We start from the raw sequence: 20157 nt of genomic DNA, 5'->3' as shown, positions 1-20157 counted from the left end.
GACGCCCGAGGCGACTGATCGGGTCGCGTGTGATGCGGGCGGGCGGCCGGTGCCGAGGTCCGCAGAAAGCAGGGAACCGCTCGTGCAGGTTCCCTGCGTGCGTCCGGCCGGCCGCGGCGGCAAGGTCGCGCCCCGCCCCGTGGTGTCACAACTCCGCGTCGAGCGGGAGGCGGTGGACGCCCGGAAGGTACTCGTCCAGTTCGCCGGGGGTGAAGCGGGCCATGCCGACGACGTGCCAGAACTCGCCGGCCACCTCGCCCTCGTACTTGTAGCCGCCCTCGGGGGTCAGCGCCGCCCAGCCGCCGGGGACACCGATGAGCGTGGCGTGCGGGGTGGGCGGGCCGTCCGGTGCGGGGATGTTCCACAGGCGGACCGTGCCGTCCTCGCCGCCGCTGGCCAGGAGGGTCCCGTCGGGGCTGAAGGCGAGGGAGAAGACCCGTCCGGTGTGGCCGGTGAGGCGGGCGGTGCGGGTGCCGGTGCGGGCGTCCCAGAGGCAGACGACGCGGTCGTCGCCGGCGGTGGCGACCAGTGGCAGCCGGGGGTGGGTGACGGTCGTCCAGAGCCGTCCGTGGTGTCCGGTCAGGACGTGGCGGGGGGTGCCGTCGCGCCAGATGATGGCGGTGCCGTCCCAGGAGGCGCTGGCCAGCCAGTCGCCGTCGGAGCCGAAGGCCACGGCGTAGACGCGGTCGCTGTGGCCGTCGAGTTCGCCCGTCAGGCGGCCGCTGTCCTGGTGCCAGAGGCGGACCCGGCCGTCGTCGCAGCCGGTGGCGAGGGCGGTGCCGTCGCCGCGGAAGCTGATGGACCGCACCCGGCCCCGGTGGTCGGAGAGGGTGGCGACATGGGCGCCGGTGGCACGCCACCACAGGCGGACGGAGTCGTCGTCGTTGGCGGTGGCGAGCAGCGTGCCGTCGGCGCTGAACGCCTCGGCCCAGGTGTGGTCGGTCTCCACGTCGACCTCGCGGAGGTACTCGCCGGTCACGGCGTTCCACAGGTAGACGTCGCCGTCGTTGCTGGCGGTGCCGAGTATCGGGCCGGCGGGGCTGAAGACCGCGGAGATCAACCGGTCGCCGCGGCCGGTGAGTTCGACGGTACGGCGGCCGGTGCGGGCGTCCCAGAGGCGGACGATTCCGTCATTGCCGCTGGTCGCGAGGCGGGCGCCGTCGGCGCTGAAGGCGACGGTGTTGACCCGACGGCCGTGGCCGCGCAGGATGCGCTGGCCCTGGCCGGTGTCGGCGTGCCATATCTGGGCGCCGCCGTCGTTGCCGACGGTGACGAGCTGGCTGTCCTGTGGGCGGAAGCGGCAGGCCCAGGCGGAGCCGCGGTGCTCGATGGGCTGCTGGCGCAGCAGGCTGATGGCGCGGTGGCCGCCGGAGAGGGCGACGCGCCACAGGCGGACGGTGCCGTCGCTGTCGCAGGCGGCGAGGAGCCGTCCGCCGTTGCCGAACATCACCTGGTAGACGGCGCCGGTGCACCGCTCCAGGACTCCGGCGGGGGCGCCGACGACCGGGTCCCACAGGCGGACCTGGCCGTCGGTGTCGCCGCTGACGAGGAGGGTGCCCTCGGGGTGGAAGTCGAGGGTGTAGACGCGGCCGGTGTGGCCGGTGAAGGTGTGCAGCAGGCGGCGGTCGGCGAGCTGCCAGACGCGGACCGTGCCGTGGCCGTCGGCGCCGTGGTCGCCGGTGGCCAGGAGGGTGCCGTCGGGGCTGAACCGGGCGCGGAACACGGCGCGTTCGTGGCCGTCGAGACTGCCGGTGCGCTTTCCCGTACGGGTGTCCCAGATGCGGAGGTTGGCGGCGGCGTCGCCGGTGACGAGGGTGTGCCCGTCGGCGCTGAACACCGCGGTGTAGACGGGGGCGGTGTGGCCGGGGAGCTGGTGCAGCGGTTCGCCGGTGGCGGTGTCCCAGAGGGTGATCAGGCCGTCGGCGTCGCCGGTGGCGACGAGGGTCCCGGCGTCGTCGAGGGAGACCGGCCAGACGCCGCCGGGGTGAACGTCCAGACGGTGCAGTTGGCGTCCGGAGACCGGGTCCCACAGGCGTACGGTGCCGTCGGAGCTGCCGGTGGCGAGGACCCGGGAGCGGAACTTCACGGCGTAGACGCGGCCTTCGTGGCCGTGCAGGGTGCGCAGCGCGCGGCCGGTGTCGGCGGCGCAGATCAGCACGCCGCCGTCCTCGCTGCCCACGGCGAGGAGTTCGCCTCCGGGGCTGTACGAGAGGGGTTCGGGCAGCCGGCTGGTGCGCATGTCGAAGCCGTACGGGACGCCCACGGCGGCGGGGCGGAAGCCGACCTCGACGGGCATGCCGGGGGCGAGGGCGGCGGTACGCAGTTCGGGGGCGGCGCGGACCTGCGGGTCGGTGAGCGGGTCGATGAGCGCGGCGCGGTGCCAGCGGCTGCGGGTCAGGCGGGCGCCGCGCAGGTCGACGCGGGTGAGGCGGGCGCCGCGCAAGTCGGCGCCGGTGACGTCGGCGCCGGAGAGGTCGGCGTGGTCGAGGCGGGCGCCGTTGAGGCGGGCGTCGCGCAGCACGGCGCCGGAGAGGTTGGCGCCGATGAGACGGGTGTCGGTGAGGTCGGCGCCGGTGAGGTCGACGCCGGAGAAGTCGCGGCCGGAGAGGTCCTCGCCGGACAGGCGGGCGGCGCGCAGGTCGGCGCCGGCGGGCACCCGGAGCCGGTCGATGACGCGGACGGCGTTGGCGCGGGCCGCGTCGCTGACGCCGGGCCCGGGGGTGTTGAGGACGGTGCGGACCCAGGCGGTGCTCAGGTCGTGGTCGGCGAGGTCGCAGAAGAACTCGGCGGCGAGGGCGCTCAGCGGGCGGGCGGCGAGCAGGGTGCTGTCGCCGTCGGCGAGGCGGTCGGCGGCCTGGCGGGCGATGAGCCATTCCACGACGGAGCCGTGGATGAACTGGAACAGGCCGTCGTCGGTGCGGATCAGCAGGCTTCCCGCGCCGACGGCCTGGGCGCTCTCCTGGGTGGTGAGGGTGGTGCCGGCGAGCCCGGCGAGGGCGGTGGCGACGGTGTCGGTCAGTTCGTCGAGGTGCAGACCGCTGCGGCCGGTCTCCCACAGGCGGCGGGCGAGGGCGGTGACGGCGGCCCAGAGGTGGTCGAGGGTGAGGCCGGGGGCGGCGCCGGGGCCGCCCTGGCCGCGGCGTTCCTCGTGGGCGAGCCAGGAGGTGAAGACGTCCTCGTAGAGCCGGGCGGGGCTCAGGGCGCGTCCGGCGCCCGCGACGGCGCGCAGTTGGTCGGGGTCGAGGTCGGCGACGAAGCTGAGCAGCCGGGGGTTGGCGCACAGGGCGAGCAGGTCGGGGATGTTGCCGAGGAGTTCGAAGCGGCGCTCGGCGGTCTGCTCGTCGCCGTAGCGGTTGACGAGGTAGGCGCGGATCTGTTCGGGGACGAAGCCCTCGACGGCGAGGATGCGGCGCTGCGGGAGCAGGCCGATGCGTTCGCCGAGGGCGGTGAGGATCTGGTCCTGCGACTTGAAGTGCTGGGTGCGGCTGCTGACCACGATCTTGGCGTTGTCGACGGCGGCGTTGAGGAGGACCTGGAGGTGGTCGGCGGCGCGGTCGTAGCTGACGCGGTTGACGAGTTCGTCGAAGCCGTCGAAGAGGAGGACGACGCGGCCCTGGCCGAGCATGTAGCGCAGGGCGCGCAGGTCGATGGTGTCGACGTCGTGGCCGGCGAGGTGGGCGGCGACGAGCCCTTCGAGGCTGTGGGCGCGGTCGAGGGTGTGCAGGGGGATGAGCAGCGGGGTGAGGTGCGGGAGGCATTCGGGGATGCGGCGGGCCAGCTCGCGCAGGGCGAAGGTCTTGCCGTGTCCGAAGTCGCCGAGGAGCAGCACGAAGCGGCCGTGGTCGGTCTCCAGGAGTTGGAGCATGGCCTCGACGAGGTGGTCGCGCTCGTCGGCGTCGCGGCGTTCGGCGTCGCGGTAGCGCTGCGGGAGGTAGAGGTCGGGGGCGTAGCGGTCGTCGTTGCTCAGCCGGGCGGTCTGGGCGGCGACGTAGGTGCGCAGGTCGAGGAGGCCCTGGAACTCCAGAAAGCTGCGGACGCGGACGCCGCGGCGCCCGGCGCGTTCGCGCAGGGACTGCTCGGGGGGCGGGCCGTCGTGGACCAGTTCGGCCTCGGAACCGGTGTCGGTGGCGTGGGCCTGGGCGAGGAAGCGGTCGAGTTCGGTGTCGGTGGGGGTGCCGGGGTGGACGGCGATCCGCTGCTGGCGTACGACGCCCTCGTCGCTCCAGGTGACCATGATCTGGGCGAGGTCCTCGGGGGCCGCGCGGGGGACGTCGCGGAGGCGGACGCCTTCCTGGCGGGCGCGGCAGACCTCCTTGACGCGTTCGACGAGGGAGTCGGCGGGCTCGTCGACGGCGCGGTTGTCGGAGGGCCGGACGGCGGCGGGCGGGGCCGCGGGCTCGCCGGGCGGGGCGAAGATCCGTCCGGCGCCGTGCCAGGTGACGGGGAAGACGGCTGGTTCGGTACCGCCGGCGCCGGTCCAGCGGGTGACGCCGTCGGCGGTGACGCGCAGCAGCTCGAACCCGGCGGGGGCGGCCGAACCGTACAGCGGCAGGGCGCCGTTCTGGAGCGGGAGGTGGTCGAGAAACGGTTCGCCGCCGGTGGTGCGGGGGCCGCCGCTGGGGCCGTGCAGGACGAAGTGCAGGCGGGGCGCGGCGAGGCGGGTGAAGGTGTCGACGTCGCGGAGCGTGCCGGGGCCGCCGGGGGCGTCCTGGGGACGGCGGCGGCCGGTGAGCGGGTGGCGGAGCGCGCCGATCCGCAGCCAGCCCTCGTCCTCGTAGCTGCGCAGTGCCTCGGCGAACCAGGCGGCCTGGTCGCGGCCGAGGAAGCCGTACTGGTCGTCGGGGCGGTGGCTGGCGGCGATGGAGGAGTTGAACCCGGCGACGACGGTGTGGAGTTCGGGCATCGGGAAGAGGGTCCAGGGCTGGTCGCTGTCGAAGACGGTGTCGAGGCCCTCGTAGAGGCCGCGGAAGAGGCGGGTGTAGTGGCGCCACTTGGGCCAGTACGGGGGCTGCGGCGGGATCTCGTCGGCCTCGCAGGTGTGGAAGTAGCCGCGGCAGGCGGCCTGGCTGACGTCCTGGTTCCCGGGGACGACGACGACGCGCTGCGGCGGCAGGTTGAGCTGGGAGCGGAGCCCGGTGAGGAAGCTGAGGGCCTGGTCGCATTCGCGGGGGCTGCCGGAGGCGGTGAGGTCGCCGGTGACGACGAGGAGGTCGGGTGCGGGGGCGCCGGCGTCCTTCAGTTCGACGAGGTCGCCGCGGATCTCCCGGCGCAGCGCTTCTGGTTCGCGGCCGCGGCCGAAGTCGGGGCCGGCGAGGTGCAGGACCGTCAGGGCGCCCTGGTCACGGGCCGTGCCGGGGGCCTGCGGGTACTGGGGCGCGCGGGCGGGGCGGCGGCGGCCGGACCAGCCGGTGCGGCCGAGCGGACGCTGCCGGTCGTCGGCGGCGGTGGCGGGCAGCTGGAAGGAGCCGCTGGCGGTGAGGGCGCCGGGGTAGCCGGGGCGGCGGCCGGGGCGGGCGTGGCCTTCGACGGCCTGGCCGACGCGGGTGAGCAGCATGCTGCGGGCGGTCGCGGCGTCGGCGACGCCGACGAGGTCGACGTAGGTGATGGTGGCGAGGAGGCCCTCGATGGGGATGTCCTCGACACGGACGGTGAGCAGTTTGCGCTCGGGCTCCTCTGGTTCGGCGCGGAGCGCGGCCTGCCATTCCATCCGGCCGTAGGTGGAGCGGCCGTAGTGGCCGGAGAGGACGGCGATGACGGCGACGGATTCGCTGACGCCGCGGTCCATGAAGTCGATGAAGTTGGTGCCGGCGACGAAGTCCCACGCCTGGATGACGGTGCGGTACCCGGCTTCCTCCAGGGTCCACGCGATCCAGGACGCCCACTGTTCGTCGGCGGGTGAGTAGCTGATGAAGAAGTCCAAGTCCCGCGTCTGGCCCAGCAGTTCTCCGTCAGTCGCCATGTCCCCATCGTAAGAGCTCGGGGGGTGGCGGGGCAGGTGGTTGGAAGGATCACGCGGGGTGTCCGTCGACGGGTGGCAGGGCTGCGGGAGCAGGTGGCACCGGTGGGGTGCGAGGTCCGTGCCGCATCGCGGCCGGCCGTCCGCCGCGGCGGGTGTCCGCATGTCGTCGGCGCCGGGACCGGTCCCGGCGCTCGCGGTCTCCCCCTCTCCCCCGCCCCGTAAGGCCGCGTGTGCGAGGCTTTCGGGCATGCGACTCCTCAAGCGTCTGCGTCCCCTGGACTGGCTCGCCGCCGGCCTGCTTGCCTGCGGCCTGGTGTGTGTGGCCACGGGGCTGCTGCCGGCCGCGCCCGCCGGGGACGCGATGGCGCGTATCGGGCCGCTGCTGGTCTTCCTGGCGACGGTCATCGTGATGGCCGAGCTGACCGGTCGGGCCGAGGTGTTCGACGCGGTGGCGTCCTGGGTGGCGCGGACCGGGAACGGCAGCTATCCGCGCCTGTTCGGGCTGTGTGTCCTCTTCGCATCGGTCACCACCATCGTGTTGAACCTGGACACCACGGCGGTGCTGCTGACGCCGGTGATGCTCGCGCTGGCCGGGCGGGTGGGCATCGCGCCGGTGCCGCTGGCGATGACGACGGTCTGGCTCGCCAACACCGCGAGCCTGCTGCTGCCGGTGTCGAACCTGACGAACCTGCTGGCGGCGAACCGGGTCGGGCTCTCCCCCACCGCGATGGCCGCCACGATGGGCCTGCCCCAACTGGCGGCCATCGCCGCGACGATGGTGTGCCTGTGGTGCTTCTACTGGCGGCGCGGACGGCGGGGTTCCGACGCGTACGTGCCGCCCGAGCGGCGGGCGCCGGCCGATCCGGTGCTGTTCCGGGTGTGCGCGCTGGCGTGTGCCGGCTTCCTGCTGGCGATCCTCGTCGCGAACGTGCCGCTGTGGTCGGCGTCGCTGACCACGATGCTGATCGTGGTCGTCGCGTTCGCGGTGCGGCGCCCCGCCGAGCTGCGGTTGTCGCTGGTGCCGTGGCAGCTGCTGGTGCTGGTGCCGGGGATGTTCCTGGTCGTCGAGACGGTGAACGCGCACGGGCTGCACACGCTGCTGACGGCGGCGATCGGGCCGGACGGCGGCCTCGGCGGCATGCTCCGCTCGGCGGGCGTGGGCGCGGGCCTGTCCAACGTCCTCAACAACCTGCCGGTCTACATGGCGGGCGAGGCGGCGGTGCCGGTCGGCAACCACCACCAGTTGCTGGCGCTGCTCATCGGCACCAACGTCGGCCCGCTGGTCACGCCGTGGGCGTCGCTGGCGACGCTGCTGTGGTTCGAGCGGTGCCGCGGGCAGGGCATCGTCATCCCGCTGCGGCGCTTCATGGGGACGGGGTTCGTCCTGGCCGGGACGGCGACCCTGGCGGCGACGGTGGCGCTGGCGGTGGGGTGACCCGCCCCAGGTCCCGGCCCCAGGTCCCGGCCCCCGCTCAGGCCGCCCGCGCGCCTGCGACCACGTCGAGCAGGTACGTCAGGGTGTCGCCACGGGCGGCGACGAAGCTACGGTCGGTGTCCGGGCCGCCGGAACCCACCGTGAAGGGCCCGCCGGTCAGGGTGCGGAACTCCACGCCCGTCTCGGCGGCCAGCAGGGCGCCCGCGGGGAAGTCGATGCCCTCCGCGCGGTAGCCGACGAAGCCGCCGATCGCGCCGCGCGCCAGCATGCTCCAGCCCAGCAGCGGCGCCCACAGCTGGAGCACCCGCCGGGTGCGGCGCTCCAGCTGGCCCCGCAGTCCCGCGGCCACCGGGTCGGCCCGGTCCACCGCGTGGCCCTGGGTCCAGGCCACCACCGGCCCGCTGCGCGGCACCGCGCCGGTCGGCCCCGGCAACCGGTCGGGGCCGCAGGACGCGCCTTGGCCGCGGACGGCCCGCCAGGTGGAGCCGGTGACCGGTTCGTGCACCACGCCGACAACCGGCGCGCCGTCCACGCACAGCCCGATGCCGACGGCGTACGCGGTCAGGCCGATCGCGACGTTGTTGCTGCCGTCGAGCGGATCCACCAGCCAGGTGCGGCGGCCGACGGCGTCGAGGAGGCCCGCCTCCTCGGACAGGATCCGGTCGTGCGGGAAGCGCGTCTGGAGGCGGGCGAGGATGAGTTTCTCCGCGGCCAGGTCGAGGTCGGTGACGACGTCGCCCGCGGCGTCCTTGACGCCCACCGCGCGCGCCGTCCCGAAGCGACCGCGTAGCAGGGCTCCCGCCTCCTCCGCCGCGGCGACGGCCACCCGCGTCTCGCTCGCGTACGGTGCGGCGCCCCGGTCACTCGCGCTGCTCGGCATGGATCCTCCTGAGTGCTGTGCGGACGGTCCGTTCGGTGTGTTCCGCACTGCACAGCCGACGCACCGTACGGTGGCCACGGCCGTGCAGGGGGCCCAGGGACAGGTCGGTGTGGCCGGGCAGCGACCGGCCGAGCACCAAGGTGGCGGCGGGTTGCCCGCGCGTGACGACGGTGGCGTGGAACTCCCCGGCCGGCAGGCTGTACGTCTCGCCGCTGCCGCTGGAGGCGGCGGGGCCCGGTGCGCAGTGCACCAGGCGGGAGGTGGGTCGTAGTTCGTCGACGCCCGAGGGGGCGCTGAAGACCTCGAAGATCCGGTGGGTGGGGGTATGCGCCTCGTCCGTCACGGTGACCGGGAGGTTGCCGACCCGGCCGTAGAGGACGTAGCTGCGCAGCTCCCAGCTGTGGGCGTGCATGGGGGCGGCGGTGGGGTCGGCGGGGGTGCCGGTGCCGAAGAGGTGGACGCAGACGCCGCGGGCGCCGTCGCGGACGAGCGGCAGGCACAGGAAGCCGAGCGGGTGGCGGACCGCGCGTAACTCCCTTTTGCCGCAGGCGATGTCCTCCAGGGCGCCGGTGACGCTGGCGCGGGGCGCCTCCCGCGGGGCGCCGGGCCGGAGCAGTCGGTCGAGCGTGTCGTAGTCCATGAGCCGCGCCCGAGGCGTCTCACCTCCGGTAGGGGTCCTCAGCGTGCAGGGCTTTCCCGACGATCTCCGCGACGTCGGCGTCGCTGAACACCGAGGGAAGGGGGAGGTCGACGTCGTTGAACACCGCGCGGACCTCGTCGACGGTCGGCTCGTCGCCCAGGGGGGCGATGCCGCGCAGATCGAGGCGGACGGCCTGTTCGCGGCTCTGGTGCAGTTCGGTGACGTAGTAGTCGTAGAGCGGCTGATCGCGGGCGACCAGGAGGTTGACGCGGTTCGGGTCGTCCTGGGTGATGATCAGGCAGGACTCGGAGAGGTCGAAGCGGAGGGTGGGGACGCCCGGGGAGAGGTGGACGCTGATCTCCAGGGTGTCGAGCCGCTGGCGGAACCAGCAGGCGGCCAGGACCGTGGCGTACGCCTCCTTGCGGGTGCGGTCGGCGGTCCAGGCGTGCGCCGCGTCGTCGTTGTGGCGGCGGGCGAAGGTCTGGCGGAAGCGGGCGTAGGCGGCGCAGGCCCGCTCGTCCGCCGGGTTGATGATGTCGATCTTCACGCTGAGTTGGGCGCGCTGGCGGGTGGCGGCCTCGACGCACCGGGGCAGCGTGACGGCGCGCAGGTAGGTGCCGGTGCCGCCCTTGAAGTACCAGAGGTTGGTCTGTGCGCGGGCCCGTTCCAGCGCGTCGCCGACCTGGTCCCCCGAGAGGGAGCGGACCATGGCGAGGTCCTCCAGGGCACGGCGGGTGCCCGCGGACGCCTCCCGGATGTCGGACTTGCGGCGCACCCGCTCCGTCATCGAGCCGACCGCGAGCGTGCCGAGCACCAGCAGCGTCGCGCCGGACGACACCTTGTCGCTGATGACGTCGCCGAGGACGTCCATCAGGCCGATGGTCAGGCCGAGCCCCACGGCGATGAGCCCGTCGAGGTTCCTGATCGCCCAGGCGACGCCGGATTCCACCCGCCCCACACGCTGTACCACGTCGAGTCCCCCTCCCCGTTCCCTGGCATCGTAGGAGCAACGGGACAGCTCTGGCCAGAGCTACCCGGCGGCCGCAAGATCCTTTCCAGGGTGGGGAGTTGCCGCGTCGGGCGGGCGACGTGGCGCCGGAACCGCTGGCCCCGGAGGGGCTCAGCGGCCAACGCCCTCGCCGGCGCATCGGGTCAGCGGGTCAGCGGGTCTCGGACCAGCGAGTCTGAGGTCAGCGGGTCACGGTCCACTTCTGGTTTTCGGCGCCGTTGCAGTCCCACAGGCCCGGTCGCGCCCCGTTGGCGGTGTTGAACCCCAGGACGTCGAGGCACTTGCCCGACATCGGACTGAAAAGCGTCCGGTCGTCGCGGACCTGCCAGGTCTCGGAAGCCGAGCCGACACAGTCATAGATCTCGACGAGCGTTCCGTTGTCCTTCCCGCCCCACACGACGTTCAGGCACTTGCCCAACGCGCTGATCGTGCCGTTGGAGTTGAGGGTCCAGTCCTGCGCGGCCGTGCCGTTGCAGTCGTACATCTGGATAACGGCGCATCGTTCGGATACTCGCCTGAGGGGTCGGTGCCTGGCCGCTGGCGAACATGTCTCTCGTCGTGCTGGGCGTGACGGTGCTGCGGCGGTCCGGGCGTGTGCGGTGCGAGGACGGACTCGGCGAGCCCGAGCCGGTGACCGGTGTTGCTGCCGTCTTCGAGGACACGCATGCGCGTGGTGCCCAGGAAGATGGTCTCCCCCTCGCCCGGCCCGACCACCGATACGGCGGGGTCGGCGATCGGCTCGCTGGCCTTCGGTTGATCAGTCATGCCTCGATCCCACAGCCAGGCACCGCGACTGTCCAAGACCCGTTCTGTGCGGTCGATACCGTACGGGTATCGTCGCGCCATGGAGCTACGCACGCTGCGCTATTTCGTGGCCGTCGCCGAGGAACTCCACTTCGGCCGGGCCGCCGCCCGGCTGCACATGAGCCAGCCGCCCCTGAGCCGGGCGATCAAACAGTTGGAGACCGAGGCCGGCGCCCCGCTCCTGGACCGATCACCTGCTGGTGTCACGCTCACCCCGGTGGGGGTGGTGCTGCTCGACGAGGCGCGCGCCCTGCTCGATCGGGCCGACCGGGCACGCGCTCGGGTGGCCGCGGCGGCCGGCGACGCCACCCTCACCGTCGGCATCCTGGGCGACAGCAGCGACCCGGGCGCCACACGGCTGGCCCGCGCCCACCACCGGCAGCACCCGCGCGTCCAGACCCGCATCCGTGGCACGGACCTGACCGACCCCACCTGCGGGCTGCACGCCAAAGTGGTCGACGTCGCCCTGACCCGCGGGCCGTTCGACGAGACCGGCCTGACCGTGCACGAGCTGCGCGCCGACCCGGTGGGGGCCCTGCTGCGCGCCGACGATCCACTGGCCCGCCACGACCGGCTGAAGCTGGCCGACCTGGCCGACCGCCGCTGGTTCCGGTTCCCGCAGGGCACCGACCCCCTCTGGCAGTCGTACTGGAACGGCGGGGAACCCCGCGAGGGTCCGGTGGTGCGCACGGTTCAGGAATGCCGGCAAGCCGTTCTCTGGAGCGGCACGGTCGGGATGACCCTCCTGGACCACGAGCCGGTGCAGGGGCTCACGGTGGTGCCGCTGATCGACATGGCACCGAGCCGTGTGGTGGTGGCATGGAACGCGGGCGACACCCATCCACTGGTCCGCTCGTTCGTCCAGCTCGCGGTCGCCGCCTACCGCGACTGAGCGCCCCACCCACGGCGCGCCGACACGAACCCGGCTCGAACGATTCCGCCGGCGAAGAGGGACCAGCTCGGGACGCGGACCGCTGCTGGAATACCCAGGGCCGATCCGACCCTGGCCGACCGGACCGGCCCTAGGGCGGCGGAAGCCGACGCAGCCGATGGCTCAGCGACTGGGGGGGCGACCTACCTCATCCACACACCCCTGACAAACACCAACCAGTCCGGAATCCCAAAGCACCGTGCGCGCCTATACGCGTGCCACCACATCCACCCAAAACACCAGGCCACAAGACCCCAACTACCGCAGAACTAAAACCCCGTCACACTGGGCGCTCAGTGACTAACACCGATCCTGATAGATGCCAGGATTCTGCTGGTGACGCCGAGACTTCAGCACATAGAATGTCGCGCGCTGCTCGCGATGGCGGTCGGTGAGGTCAGCGGTGGGGGCGGGGGTGCCGTGATTGAGCTGCAAGAACACACAAATGCAGGGCGGTCCCACCCGAGGCCCTGAACAGGCGTTCGCTTTCCCTCGCCCACGCTACTCAGGCATCATCCGCCACATCCTCACACCACAAAACCGTCCGCTCACCGGCAATGGGCGCTTTCCCGTTTCCTGGTGCCCGCGTCTGGGGGCTTCGGCGTGAACGTGCAGCGAGAAGTAGGTGCTTCGTTTTCCTGCCGAGAAGAAGTGCGGAGTGTGATGCCATGAACCAAGTTGGCAGAGGTTCGGGCCGGCCGGTCCGAAGGCTCGCGGCGCCGCTGGCGCGCATAGGGTTATCTGCGGTTTTACTGACAGGCGGCGCCATGGGGGCGACGGCTGGACCGGCCGCCGCTTCGCCCGCCGACGGCACGCTGACGGTTCAGGTGCTGCGCGACTTCTTCGGCACCGGCGTGATCAACACGACGATGGACGTGCCGCAACGGGGCATGGAAGTGCAGGTCTCCGACCCCGCTGGGCACGTTGTCACCGGCGTCACGGACGCCACCGGAAAGGTCGTGGTGACGCGGTCGACGGCATTGAGCGGCGGCCAATACCGCGTCGACGTCAGCATCCCGGCGCCATACGACAACTACCTACGGGCGGCGCCCGCGTCGACGGCGGAAAGCCACTTCAACAGCTTCACGTCGTTCGTGGATGTGTCGGGCGGAAAGAACGCCTCGGTGGTGACAGGGGTCTGGGATCCGGCCGACTACGCACTGCCGGACTCCCGATACTTCGTGCCGGTCCAGAACGGCGCCAACGGAACCGACACCCGGGCGTTGGTGGCGTTTGGAACGAAGACCCGTGGCACGTGTCCCACCGATGTGTCGTGCCCCACCACACTGGCCACGCAGGCCCAGGTGGGCACGACGTTCGGGCTGGCGTACGACAAGTACCAGAACCGGCTGTTTCAGGGCGCGTTCGCCCGCCGATACGCCCCGTACGGGCCGAAGGGCGGTGGCGCGATCCATACGGTGCCGGTCAACGGCTCTGGTGCACCACAGCTGTTCGCGCAGGTGCCGGGCGCTACGGCAACGCCGCACGACACCGCCAACATGATCAAGGACCCCGGCTTCACCGACGCACCGGGCAAGGAGAGCATCGGTGGCCTGGCCCTGTCCGAAGACGGCTCCACGCTGTACGCGGTGAACCTGCTGACCCGCAGCCTGGTGAGCTTCAACGCGACCGGGGCCACCGCCTCGGCGCCCAAGGCGACGGTGCGGATCCCGGACCCGGGGTGCGCGAGCGCCGGCGACTGGCGACCGTTCGGTCTCGCCGTCCACAACAACACGCTCTACGTGGGCGGTGTGTGCGACGCAGAGAGCACCCAGCAGCGCGCGGATCTGAAGGCCGTCGTCTACGCCTACGACGGTAAGCGGTTCACCACGGTGCTGACCCACTCGCTCACTGACAAGCGCGGCACTGTCTTTGTCGGTGCCGGCAACGTCGCCCAGGCCACCCACTGGAATCCGTGGAACACCACCTTGAAGACGTGGGACGAACGGAAGATGGGCGGCGCCTTCATCGATCCACAGCCGGAGCTCGCCTCCCTCGCCTTCGCCCGCGACGGTTCGATGATCCTGGGTTTCCGCGACCGGTTCATGGACGTTCTCAGTGCGAAGGGGCTGGACCCTCGCCCGACCAACAACACGCGGGAAGTCGGCATGTCCGGTGGTGACATCACCATGGCCTGTGCCGATCCCAGTGGCGGATACGCGTGGGAAGGCACGGGAAATTGCCCCAACCACGCCAGTCCCGCCACCGATGGCGGTGAGGAGGACGGGGTCGTCGAATACTTCCCGGGCGACTTCTTCAGCGGCGGACACCAGGAGACCGCGCTGGGATCCGTGGCCTATATTCCGCAGCAACAATGGGTCGTCAGTACGGAGTTCGACCCGACCGTCAACGTCGAAACCGCCGGGACCGGTTACCACAACATCACGACCGGTCAGGGCCCAGGCAACAATCCGGCCGCCAACGCGTACCAGTTCATCGGTCCGGAACAGAACGGGTTCGGCAAGGCCGGCGGGCTCGGTGACATCGCATACGCGGCGGCGAACGCACCGATCCAGATCGGTAACCTCGTATGGTTCGACGCCGACCACAACGGGATCCAGGACCCGGCGGAAACGCTATTGCCGGGGGCGACTATCAACCTGCTGGACACAAACGGCAAGCAGGTCGCCACGACCAGGACCGATGCCGCCGGGGAATACTATTTCGGTGGTGTCGGCGCCGCGTACCAGCTCACACCGGGCGCGAAATACACGGTGCAGTTCAACGTGTGTACCGCGGACACCAGCAAGGTGCCCGGCCGGCCCCCCACAAGCGAACTGCGCTTCACGCTCCCGCGAGCCGGCGCCAACCGTGCGCATGACTCGAATGTGACCCCGCCGACCACCGGGAAGTTGTGCAACGGCTACGCGCCCGTCACAGCGCCGACCAAGCCGGGCGGGGTCGATCACACGATCGACGCCGGGGTATACATCCCGAAGGCAACACCGACGCCGACACCGACGCCAACCCCGACGCCAACCCCGACCGCGCCACCGGCCTCCACGCCGCCGTCACCCGCGCCACCCGCCAACCCGGCACCGGCCGGCAGGAGCGGCACGGGTTCGCTGGCGCACACCGGTATGTCCAGGCTGCCAGGGATGATCGCCGCCGTCGGCCTGCTGGTGGGTGGGGGCCTGGCCCTCGCGTTCGTGAGCCGGAAGCGTCGCGCCCAGAAACACTGAACGAACGGAAAAACAGTGATCTGCCTGGCCGCGATCCAGATGGCGCGGTCGGGCAGCTCACGTCTCGGCCGGCCCACGAGGGCCGGCCTCGGCGTCGTCTGTCACGGACTGCCGAGTGCCACCGTGACCGCACGGCGGCCGAACGGTGTGGTGACGGAGAGGGTGAATCAGAAGAGTGTCAGCGTCGAGCCGCGTGCGGAGCGTCAGAACCCAGCCAGCTCTACCGGTCCGTGCGGCTGACCGGCGCCGATGGCTGCGGCCACGATGGGTAGCAGTCGGCATCGGCATGGCGGTGGCCGCGGTGGCAGTGTTCTTGGTCGCCGACGGCAGCTCGGGCCCCAGCGGTCGGCGCGCACTGACGTTGGATGAGGCGAACAGGCTGGCGATCACGCGGTTCCGTAACTACCAGGCGCACGGCCGCACGGTGACGCTCACTGTGCCTGGTACCGCCGGCGGGCTTGTCGTCACCGGATCCCTCGACTTCCAAGGCAAGCTCGGGTACGGCGTGGTGCACGGCACCGGGCGCGACACATCCAGCGACGGGCTGATCCAGTGGACGGCCGCCTCGGTCTTCGTCCACCCGATGGCGCATGCCCCGGCGCACGCGCCCGCGTCGCCGCCCCGCTCGGGCTGGTACGGCCGTCCGCTGCAGTCGTCCGGCAGCACACTGGACAGTGTGCTGGCCATCGCACTCAACCTCGGCAGCGACCGACCGGACAACGCCGAACTGCTGCCGCAGAACGGCGCCGCCTGGTGGGGACAGGACGAGGTGGCCGGTCATCGGGTGGACGTCATGACCGGGCCGTACTCCCATGGCCGCTCCGGAACGGCGGGCACCGTGCGCTACTGGGTCGGTGAGGACGGCACCATGTATCGGGTCCGCGTCGGCGTGGGCTCTGAGACACAGCCGGTAGTCATCGATTTCGGCACCCAGAAGTACGTTCCGGTCAAGCCATTACCCGGAGTTGCTCCACGGCGGTAGCCGCTGTTCAGGGCGACTGTACCCGTGCGTGCGCGGCGAGCAAGGACGTCGGCGGCAGTCGGATGCCTGCCGGGTCCGGTAGGGCCGGAACGGACGGGACAGCGGTGGCGCCCGCAGTGGTGGCGTTGGAGAACTGCGGCTGTGGACCAGGCACCGCGACCTCGGTAAACGGGATGCCACCGGGCGCCGTCGGCATCGCCCATCTGCCGCCTGGCGAAGGCGATTTGGTCGGAAGCGGGCAGGACGCGGTTGTCGCGAGCGGGGCGGGCACTGTGGTGCGCAGATCATTGCCGCGCAGGCAGTTGCCCCGCCCCCGCGTGGCGGTGGGGAACGTCCAGCCGACGTCGACGCCATTGCCGGTGAACGTGTTGGCCACGATCTGGTTGCCGACCGGAGGTACATCAGCGGTTGCTGTGATCACCAGCCCGGCACTGCTGTTGTCGGCGATGCGGTTGCGGACGAACTGGTTGTCGCTGCCACCGTCGATGCCGATGCCGATGCCCCATCCGCCGTCGGCCTGCGCCGGAGTGGCCCTCTGTTGGTTGGCGGCGATCAGATTGCCGGCGATGACGGCGCCCCGCTGCGGCAGCAGTTTCTCCTGGTGGTCGGAGTTGGTGGTCAGCCCGACCCGGTTGCCGACCAGGCGGTTGCCGATCACGTACATGTCTTCGCTGGCGTTGGTGCCTTCGTAACCGACCGCGTTGAGTTCGGCGATGTTGTCCCGCACCACGATGTGACAGGGCTTGCACTGTCCGACGTAGATCCCCGAGTCGGCCCCGCCTGATGTGTACGAGTGCTCGATGACACCGTTCTGCGCGGAGAACGCGTAGATGCCGTACAGGCCGTTGCGGGTCGCGGTCACATGGGAGACCAGGAACGACTTCAGGAAGGTGACCGGCTCAGCTCCGGTGTCGTAGCCGCCGCTTCCCCCCGGTAGGCCGGCGGCCGCCTTCGCCGAACCGGTGACGAGGACACCGTTCTGCGTGTTGTCCTTCACGGTCAGGTTCTCCACGGCCACCCCGGGCGCCGCGACGACGATGCCGTTCGGCTGCCGCAACCGCCCGTCGATCACGACCGTGTCCCGCGACTCCCCACGAAGAGTGACACGAGGCGTGGAGACCTGCACCGACTCGTGGTACACGCCCGGAGCAACCAACACCAGGTCGCCGGGGCGAGCGAGAGACACCGCAGCCGAGATCGTCGGGGCATTGCCAGGTACGCGGATCGTCACCTGCGCACCGCTCGGTCGCCTGCCGTTGCCCGACCCGCCATCACCGCCGCCGCAGCCGACCACAAGCGTCAGCGTGCCCAGTACCGCTGCCAACGCGCGAAGAGCTAATCGAGACATGTTCCCAGTCTGGCATGGCGCCCAATCCCCCACCAGAATCCCGAAGTTGACCGGTATCCGCGATTCCGGTGTGGCACTCTGCACACCATGCACCGAGCCGAACGCCAGCCGTCGCGCCGCACGTTCCTCAATGTCACCGGCACCATGGTGACCGCCGGCCTGGCTGCCGGGTGCACATCGGACTCCGCCCAGCCAGGTCGGCGCGCCCCTACCCCAGCGGCCCCGCCCATGCCGGTTCCGGCGACGGGCCGCCATCAGGCGGGCATCACGCTCCCCCAGCCGGCCCAGCCCAGCCTGCTCGTCGTGGTGGCCGACCTCGGTGCCACCGTGGCGATCGGTCCGTTACTGGCCGAACTGGGCCAGGCCATCCGCACACTCGTCGCGGGGACCGACCGGCGGCTGCTGGGCCTGCCGCCAGGCGACCTCACCGTGACCGTCGGCGTGGGCCCCCGACTGGTGCGCACAGCCGGTGCCCCGCTGCCCGGCACGGCCGATCTCCCGCGTTTCTCCCGCGAGCGGATCGCCCCACCGGCGCGCGGCGGTGATCTGCTGATCCAGATCTGCGCGAGCGACGCGCTGCTCCTACCGGTCGTCGCCGCCGCGCTCCTGGACCAGGCCGGCGACCGCGTCCACGAACGCTGGCGGCAATCCGCGCGCCGCGGTACGAACGTACCCGTCGGCAACGGCCTCACCGCGCCACGTAACCCGCTCGGTTTCATCGACGGCATCGTGGGCCCGCACACGACTTCCGAACAACAACGCGACCTGTGGCTGGCCGGGCCTCCCGCTGTCGCCGGCGGCACCCTCGCCGTACTGCGGCGCATGGAACTCGACCTGCCGCGGTTCGCCGCCCTGTCCGTAGCCGAGCAGGAAGCGGTCTTCGGGCGGCGTCGGGCCAGCGGTGCCCCCCTCTCCGGCGGCACCGTCGCCTCAGGCCCGGAACTCGGAGCCAAAACACCGGACGGACGCTATCTCGTCCCCGCGGACGCCCACGTGCGCAGGGCGAACCCCGCCGTGGTCGGCACCGGCCTCATGCTCCGCCGCTCCTACACCACCGACGAGCCCGCCCCCGGCCTGCTCTTCATCAGCTTCCAGAACGACCTGCGGACCTTCACCGCCACCCTCACCCATATGGACACCTCCGACGCACTGCTGCAATTCACCACCACAACCGCCAGCGCGACATTCCTGATCCTCCCCGGCTTCGACCAGCAGCACCCGCTCGGTTCCCGTCTGTTCGGCTGATCAGGCCGCACCCAGGGGCCTGGCATGGCGCCAGCCACGTCAGCCAGCGCGACTTCGGTAGCGAGAAAGAGGCGGGCGGCGGTGCCGGCTCCCTCCGGCCAGCCGAGCTCTACGAGTTCCTTCCGGGTCCGGGAGAACACCGGCGGCGTCATACCCGAGCTCGCGGCGAGCCGGCTGACCTTCCGCTTCAGGCAGGCCGAGGGTCCTCGTCGCCCTAGTACACCGGCAGTGCCAGCAGTGTCGCGTGGTTGAGGACGAAGAGGCGGTTGCCGCTGGCGGCGATGGAGCGGGGTTGGCCACCGGAAAGGGGGTACGTCTGGGGTTGGCCCTGTCCCGAGCGCGGCAGGCCGGTCACTCCGGTTTCCTCGCTCTCCACGATCCAGACGCCGTTGCCCTGGACGACCGGTGGCAGCCACGGCGGGACGACGCCGGCGACCATCATCGGGTCGGCGGCCTGGCTACCGTCGACGCGCAGCGACCGCAGTGCGTCACAGTCCAATGCGTGGACCACGCCGCCGGCCACGGCGGGCGGGCCCCAGCCGCCGGCGCCGCGCTTGGGCGGTCGCAGCGGGTTCAGGGCCCACAGCTGGCGGCCGCCGGCGACCTCCACCGCCGCCAGGGTGCGGCCGCCGAGATAGACGGTCCCGCCGTCGATGGCGGGCCGTAGCGCTCCGTCGGTCTGGCCCCTGCGGACCCAGGCGCGGGCGCCGTTCTCGGCGCGGACCGCGGCCACGTCGCCCGACGGTGTGTACAGCACCAGATGGCCGGCGCCGAGGGCCGCGACGGGGTGGCCGCCGGACAGTGCCAACGGTGGCTGCTGGGTCCAGCACACCTTCCCGTCAGGCGCGTTGCGGCAGTGAGCCTATATACGGCCCGGAGGCGAGGGGAACGCGGGTCCGCATCCGGGCGACGGGACGATGCGCCGCGCCTCGGGCCGCCCCGGTGACGCGCCCTGGGGGCGTGTGATCGCGGGACGCTACCCACTCGTGGAGATGCTCGGCAGCGGCGGCTTCGGCCGCGTCTGGCGCGCGCGGGACGGGGTACCGGGGGGGACGACGTCGCCATCAAGGAGGTGTGGCTACCGGAGCTGTTGAGCGATGCCGAGGCGGCTGAGCGACGGGTGCGCGCCGAGCGGGAGGCCCGCTGACGGCGCCCCTGTGGCCGCGGGTGCACTGACCGGCTTTGCGTGATGTCTTCGAGTAGCCCGAACCGGGGTGCTCTGTCGCCGGCTTCTCGGGAACGTCATGCCCGGCATCGGCGGGCCCTGCCCCCGACCGCAATGCGGAATCCCTACGGAGGTCTTGCGCCAGGAACGGCGCTTCGCCTCGGGCGAGCGCACCCGCCATCGCGCCCCCGACCGGTCGGGCCGTGCCATTGGCGCTCCCCCCGCACCCCGGAGCAGCGTGCTCCGGGGTGCGGGTCTGGTGTCAGCGGCCTCGTCGCCGGCCTTCCACGTCGATGCCGTAGATGCTGCCCCCGGCGCTCTGGACGACCTTGACGATCCGCTTGTGGTTGTCGATGCCGACGTCCGTGCGGCAGCCGTCCGCGGGCGGGAACAGCAGGCTGAGGCTGAACGACGGTGCGCAGCGCACGTCCTCGATGAACCGGTCGCCCCCGCCCTTGGCGCTGGCCGTGCCTGCCACTGACAGCAATAGCGCACCGGCCCCGAGGCTTCCCGCGACCACACGCAATGCCTTACCCATGGCGGAACTTCCTTCCTGTACTGGTCCCGGTCCGAAGCC

12 protein-coding genes and 2 pseudogenes are annotated in these 20157 nt (G+C 71.8%); 5 read left to right on the top strand and 9 right to left on the bottom strand.

Annotated elements, in window-relative coordinates:
• Positions 1 to 145 precede the first annotated feature (145 nt).
• Positions 146 to 5959, bottom strand: coding sequence for a TIR domain-containing protein (locus ACO0M4_RS14165; protein WP_430370408.1), 5814 nt, complete (start codon positions 5957 to 5959; stop codon positions 146 to 148).
• Positions 5960 to 6206: 247 nt separating this feature from the next.
• Here ACO0M4_RS14165 and ACO0M4_RS14160 point away from each other — a divergent pair, with 247 nt between their 5' ends.
• Positions 6207 to 7394, top strand: a complete 1188-nt coding sequence (locus ACO0M4_RS14160) for an SLC13 family permease (protein ID WP_430370406.1) — start codon at positions 6207 to 6209, stop codon at positions 7392 to 7394.
• A gap of 37 nt (positions 7395 to 7431) precedes the next feature.
• Here the strand turns inward: ACO0M4_RS14160 and ACO0M4_RS14155 are convergent, their stop codons facing one another.
• From ACO0M4_RS14155 to ACO0M4_RS14135, 5 genes and pseudogenes are all read right to left on the bottom strand, one after another.
• On the bottom strand, positions 7432 to 8274 hold the full coding sequence (locus ACO0M4_RS14155; RefSeq protein WP_430370405.1) for an inositol monophosphatase family protein: 843 nt from the start codon (positions 8272 to 8274) through the stop codon (positions 7432 to 7434).
• Positions 8255 to 8914, bottom strand: coding sequence for a hypothetical protein (locus ACO0M4_RS14150; RefSeq protein WP_430370404.1), 660 nt, complete (start codon positions 8912 to 8914; stop codon positions 8255 to 8257). Before ACO0M4_RS14150 ends, ACO0M4_RS14155 begins: the two co-directional genes overlap by 20 nt.
• A gap of 19 nt (positions 8915 to 8933) precedes the next feature.
• Complete coding sequence (locus tag ACO0M4_RS14145) at positions 8934 to 9884, bottom strand: hypothetical protein (RefSeq protein WP_430370403.1); 951 nt, start codon at positions 9882 to 9884, stop codon at positions 8934 to 8936.
• Between the two features lie 220 nt (positions 9885 to 10104).
• A complete protein-coding gene (locus tag ACO0M4_RS14140; protein ID WP_430370401.1) occupies positions 10105 to 10407 on the bottom strand; it encodes a ricin-type beta-trefoil lectin domain protein in 303 nt (100 codons plus the stop codon).
• A 68-nt stretch (positions 10408 to 10475) separates the two neighbouring features.
• Positions 10476 to 10688 (bottom strand): annotated as a pseudogene (locus tag ACO0M4_RS14135) (cupin domain-containing protein); the annotation flags it as partial.
• 79 nt (positions 10689 to 10767) lie between these two features.
• Between ACO0M4_RS14135 and ACO0M4_RS14130 the strand changes: the two are divergent.
• From ACO0M4_RS14130 to ACO0M4_RS14120, 3 genes are all read left to right on the top strand, one after another.
• Entirely contained in the window at positions 10768 to 11619 is an 852-nt protein-coding gene (locus ACO0M4_RS14130) for a LysR family transcriptional regulator (RefSeq protein WP_430370400.1), read from the top strand.
• 806 nt (positions 11620 to 12425) lie between these two features.
• A complete protein-coding gene (locus ACO0M4_RS14125; RefSeq protein WP_430370399.1) occupies positions 12426 to 14840 on the top strand; it encodes an SdrD B-like domain-containing protein in 2415 nt (804 codons plus the stop codon).
• Between the two features lie 286 nt (positions 14841 to 15126).
• Positions 15127 to 15822, top strand: coding sequence for a hypothetical protein (locus tag ACO0M4_RS14120; RefSeq protein ID WP_430370397.1), 696 nt, complete (start codon positions 15127 to 15129; stop codon positions 15820 to 15822).
• 7 nt (positions 15823 to 15829) lie between these two features.
• Here the strand turns inward: ACO0M4_RS14120 and ACO0M4_RS14115 are convergent, their stop codons facing one another.
• Positions 15830 to 17170 (bottom strand): right-handed parallel beta-helix repeat-containing protein, encoded by a 1341-nt coding sequence (locus ACO0M4_RS14115; RefSeq protein ID WP_430370396.1) that lies wholly within the window; start codon positions 17168 to 17170, stop codon positions 15830 to 15832.
• A gap of 87 nt (positions 17171 to 17257) precedes the next feature.
• On the opposite strand from ACO0M4_RS14115, the gene ACO0M4_RS14110 reads away from it, so the two are divergent.
• Complete coding sequence (locus ACO0M4_RS14110; protein WP_430370394.1) at positions 17258 to 18415, top strand: Dyp-type peroxidase; 1158 nt, start codon at positions 17258 to 17260, stop codon at positions 18413 to 18415.
• A 214-nt stretch (positions 18416 to 18629) separates the two neighbouring features.
• Here ACO0M4_RS14110 and ACO0M4_RS14105 read toward each other — a convergent pair.
• A pseudogene (locus tag ACO0M4_RS14105) lies at positions 18630 to 19253 on the bottom strand (PQQ-binding-like beta-propeller repeat protein); the annotation flags it as partial.
• A 589-nt stretch (positions 19254 to 19842) separates the two neighbouring features.
• A complete protein-coding gene (locus ACO0M4_RS14100) occupies positions 19843 to 20118 on the bottom strand; it encodes a hypothetical protein (RefSeq protein WP_430370392.1) in 276 nt (91 codons plus the stop codon).
• Positions 20119 to 20157: the final 39 nt, after the last annotated feature.

The sequence above is a fragment of the Streptomyces sp. RGM 3693 genome, assembly GCF_050471125.1.
Taxonomy (GTDB): Bacteria; Actinomycetota; Actinomycetes; order Streptomycetales; family Streptomycetaceae; genus Streptomyces.
This window is presented reverse-complemented; position numbering and strand designations above follow the sequence as displayed.